Here is a 4,557-nt window from a genome sequence, read left to right on the forward strand (position 1 = left end):
ATCCCGGTATCGCTGATCGGCGCCTTCGCGATCATGTTCGTCTTCGGATTCAGCATCAACACGCTGACTCTGCTCGCCATGGTGCTGGCGATCGGGCTGGTCGTGGACGACGCCATCGTCATGCTGGAGAACATCTACCGCCATGTCGAGGAAGGCATGCCGCCGTTCCAGGCCGCCCTGAAGGGCGCGCGGGAAATCGGCTTCGCCGTCGTCGCGATGACCATCACGCTGGCGGCGGTGTACGCGCCGATCGGCTTCCAGACCGGTCGTACCGGGCGGTTGTTCACGGAGTTCGCGCTGACCCTGGCGGGCGCCGTGCTGGTATCGGGGTTCGTGGCGCTGACCCTGTCGCCGATGATGTGCTCCAAGCTGCTGAAGCATCAGGCGAAACACGGCCTGATGTTCAACCTAATCGAGAGTTTCCTGAACGGCCTGACCAACGGCTACCGCTGGCTGCTGCGCAATTCCCTGCGCGTCCGGCCCCTGGTCCTGCTGGTCGGCCTGGGCGTCGCCGGGTCCAGCTATGTGCTGTTCGGCCAGATCAAGTCGGAACTGGCGCCGACCGAGGATAGGGGAACCATCGTCGGCATCGCGATAGCGCCCGAAGGATCGACCATCGAGTACACCGACCGCTATACCCGCGTGATCGAGGGCTTCTACAAGGAGATCCCGGTGGTCGAGAAGTTCTTCATGGTCGTCGGGTTCCCCGTGGTCAATCAGGCGATCTCCTTCGTCCGTCTGATCGATTGGGACCAGCGCGACGTCAAGCAGCAGCAGATCGTCCAGCAACTCGGACCCAAGATGTTCGGCGTGCCGGGTACGCTGGCCTTTGCGGTCAATCCGCCCTCATTGGGGCAGAGCCCGACCGAGAAGCCGATCCAGTTCGTCATCCAGACATCGCTCCCCTATGGCGAGTTGCAGGGCATGGTCGACAAGATCATGGCCGAGGCGCGGACCAACCCCGGCCTTATCAACGTCGACAGCGACCTGAAATTGAACAAGCCGGAATTGAAGGTCTCGCTGGACCGCGACAAGGCGGCGGACCTTGGGCTGGAGATCGATACGATCGGCCGCACGCTGGAAACCCTGCTGGGCGGACGTCAGGTCACGCGCTTCAAGCAGAACGGGAAGCAGTACGACGTGATCGTTCAGGTCGGCGGCGTCGACCGCACCAACCCGGACGACATCGCGCGCATCTATGTGCGCGGCAAGCAGAACGAGATGGTCAGCCTCGCCAACCTGCTGAAGATCGAGGAGCGGGTGTCGCCGAAGGAACTGAACCATTTCAACAAGCTGCGTTCCGCCACCATCACCGCGACGCTGGGGCCGAACTATACGCTGGGCGAGGGGCTGACCTTCCTGACGGATGCTGCGGAACGGGTGCTGTCGTCCTCGGCGGCGCAGGTCGACTACGCCGGCCAGAGCCGCGAGTTCCGGGAAACGAGCAGCAGCCTCTATGTGACCTTCATCCTGGCATTGGCCTTCATCTATCTGGTGCTGGCGGCCCAGTTCGAGAGCTTCATCGACCCGTTCGTCATCATGCTGACCGTGCCGCTGTCGATCACCGGCGCGCTGCTCGCATTGAAGCTGACCGGGGCGACGATGAACGTCTACAGCCAGATCGGGCTTGTGACGCTGGTCGGCCTGATCACCAAGCACGGCATCCTGATCGTTGAGTTCGGCAACCAGCTTCAGCGTCAGGGCGTGGACGTACGGGACGCCGTGATCCAGTCCGCCGTGCTGCGCTTGCGCCCGATCCTGATGACCACGGGCGCCATGGTCCTGGGGGCGGTGCCTCTGGCGCTTGCCACGGGTGCCGGCGCCGAAAGCCGGCAGGCGATCGGCGCTGTCATCGTCGGCGGCATGCTGCTGGGCACGGTGCTTACCCTGTTCGTCGTGCCGACGGTTTATACGTATATCGCGAAGAAAAAGCCGTTCGCGGACGAAGCTCCCATAGCCACGCAATTGCATCCGGCGGAGTGAGGCGGGCGCTGTAAACCTCGAATTTGTAGGTCGGCCTAGTACTACCGCAGATCGATCCGCTCCGGAACTTGCCGACTTCACTGTTGTCGTCAAGTCCGGATCGTTTTGACAACCCATCATATCAACTCGCGACGTGCATAAACCTGATCGAGATGCTACCAATTCAGTAACGAGCTTTCTTGATCAGCAGGGCCGCAAATGTCTGACTCGGCGAGCCGGATCATCGGCTATGGCCATTGGGTTACGAATAGCCTTCGTTCGTTGTGGGCAGCCGAAGTCTCGAAGGATCACCTTCAGGCAAACACTCGGCAGGCAGAGCTCGAAGGTCTCCAGTTTGCCTTTTACGCAAGGCTGACGGCGATCGTCATCGTTTCCGCGTGGCTTTTCTCGATCGTACCGTGGCCGCGCGACCTCTATTACGGCGGGTACGCCTTCGGGTTCTTCCTGCTTGGCTACATCCCGTACCGATTGCGGCACCATCCTCACGGCGAAACCATCAAGTTCGGCTTTATCGTTCTTGACGTGGCCTTGGTGTCAGCGGCGATCCTGGTTCCGCCTCCGGTCGATTTCGGCTCACAATGGCCTGTCCAGACGAGGTTGCGCGGCCAGGAGTTTCTTTACCTTCTGCTGCTCCCTGCCGAGGCCGCCCTGACCTATTCGCCAAGACGCGTCGTCTGGACAGGAGTGTCGATCCTCGTCATCTGGTCGACCGGAGTGTTCACGATCTACTCCCAGCCGGACACTCTGCGCTTCAATGACGTTGCCGCCGAAGAGGCACTGACGTCGGCCACGGTCCTGGAGCTTTCCCTTCAGCCGACCTTCGTTGGCCTTACACCGTGGTATACCCAGCTTGTCGCGACGTCCCTGTTCACCCTGCTCCTGACGCTGACCGTCTGGCGCAGTCGGCGGACCTTGTTGAGGCAGGTCGAGACCGAGATCGTGCGGGCGGATCTCGCGCGGTATGTTTCTCCGGATGTGGCCGAGGCTCTTACCAAACGCGGCGGGACCAGGTTTGGAGATCCGACGACAAGGACGGTGACCGTCCTGTTCGCGGATATCGTCGGGTTTACGAAGCTAAGTGAAACCCTGTCCCCCGACCGAACATTCACCTTGCTGCGGAGCTTCCAGGAGCGGAGTTGCGCCATTGTCTTCAAACATGGAGGAACACTCGACAAGTACCTGGGCGACGGCTTCATGGCGACCTTCGGCTCCATCGATCCGCAACCGGACGCTTCGGCCCGCGCGCTCGCCTGCGCATTCGAACTCCAACGGGAAATCGAACGCTGGAGCCGGAAAAGGTCCAGCGACGGCGCGGATCCACTTCGCACATCGATCGGAATCCACTGTGGTCCCGTGACGGTCGGGAATCTCGGCGGCCGGGAACGTGTCGAGTTTACCGTCGTCGGGGACGTGGTGAACGTAGCGAGCAGACTGGAGGAGGTTACCCGGGAGATCGGTGGTTCGATCGTGGTCTCGGAGGACTGCATCGGGGCAGCGGGACGCTCGGAATGGATCGACAGGTTTCAGTCGTCCCGCGAGATCCAGCTCCGAGGCCGCCAGCAGGGCATCGTCGTTCACATTGCGGTATGATACCAGAGGCCGAAGAAGCTGACCGGTGTGGGCAGTGTTTGTTGGGCCGTGGCCCAATACTTGCCGAACGCCTCCTCGTGGTTCCCGGAGTGGGCCTCAGGCCGGCAGCAGGGAGGCGATCATCTTCAGCAATTCCGTCGGGCGGACCGGTTTTCCCAGGAAGGCGTTCATCCCGGCGGCATGGCAGGCCTCGCGGTTCTCGCCGTCGGTATGGGCCGTCACGGCGATGATCGGGGTCCGGGATTCGTCGCCGGGCAAAGCGCGGATCTGGCGGGTTGCCTCGATCCCATCCATGCGGGGCATCATGACGTCCATCAGGACCAGCCCGATGCCGCCTTCCCGGATGGCGTCGACGGCGGTGGAGCCATCCGGAACGATGCGCGTCTGATACCCGGCCTTGCGGCAGATGAGATCCACCAGCTTCTGGTTGATCGGGTTGTCCTCGGCGATCAGGATCTGCATGTGCTCTCCGGCAGCCCGGAAGAAATCCGGGAAAAGAACTTTAGAGAGAAATGTAAACAATTTTCAATCTAAATAAGTGAATAGCGTGGTCTGCCGGGTCCGGTCAATCGGGAAGGGCTCGTTTGTCCGTTAGAGGAAACGACCTATGCCTTTGGGCAGGTCGTGCGCGGCTTCGGTCACCGGCAGCATCAGCCGCGTTCCGGCCGCGCGGAAAGTCAGCGTGATCGTCCGGCAATCGACCAGCCGCGTTTCAGCCGCTTCCGCCCCGGTGCCGGGATTGACGGGAAAGGCCGGGAAGCAAGCGCCGGCAAGGCTTAGACGAAGGCGGCTGCCGGCCGGGACCGTGACGCAGACCGCTCTCATGCCGATCTGGACAGGGCGGATGGCGTTACCCTCCTCGACTCGCCGGTAGCCCTGGGTCAGGTTCAGGACACGGCCGTCCGGCACGACCCGGGCCCCTAAAGCCCAGATGTACAAACAACGCGCCAACGCCCACCCCCAAACGACGAGCCAAACCGGTAC

The 4,557-nt window shown here is 62.0% G+C and carries 4 protein-coding genes; 2 read left to right on the plus strand and 2 right to left on the minus strand.

The window, feature by feature from the left end; translation table 11 throughout:
• Window positions 1–1,983: efflux RND transporter permease subunit (locus AC5JJ6_RS00280; protein WP_496040120.1), on the plus strand; the 1,983-nt coding region annotated here is incomplete at its 5' end.
• Between the two features lie 198 nt (window positions 1,984–2,181).
• Window positions 2,182–3,573, plus strand: a complete 1,392-nt coding sequence (locus tag AC5JJ6_RS00285; protein ID WP_496040121.1) for an adenylate/guanylate cyclase domain-containing protein — start codon at window positions 2,182–2,184, stop codon at window positions 3,571–3,573.
• Window positions 3,574–3,669: 96 nt separating this feature from the next.
• On the opposite strand, the gene AC5JJ6_RS00290 is transcribed toward AC5JJ6_RS00285, so the two are convergent.
• Both AC5JJ6_RS00290 and AC5JJ6_RS00295 read right to left on the minus strand, forming a co-directional pair.
• Window positions 3,670–4,035 carry a response regulator gene (locus AC5JJ6_RS00290; RefSeq protein ID WP_052831103.1) on the minus strand — a complete coding sequence of 122 codons (366 nt, stop codon included), beginning with the start codon at window positions 4,033–4,035 and terminating at the stop codon, window positions 3,670–3,672.
• A 129-nt stretch (window positions 4,036–4,164) separates the two neighbouring features.
• Window positions 4,165–4,557 (minus strand): CocE/NonD family hydrolase C-terminal non-catalytic domain-containing protein (locus AC5JJ6_RS00295; protein WP_496040122.1); only part of this gene is annotated, 393 nt, incomplete at its 5' end.

Source organism: Skermanella sp., from assembly GCF_059503625.1.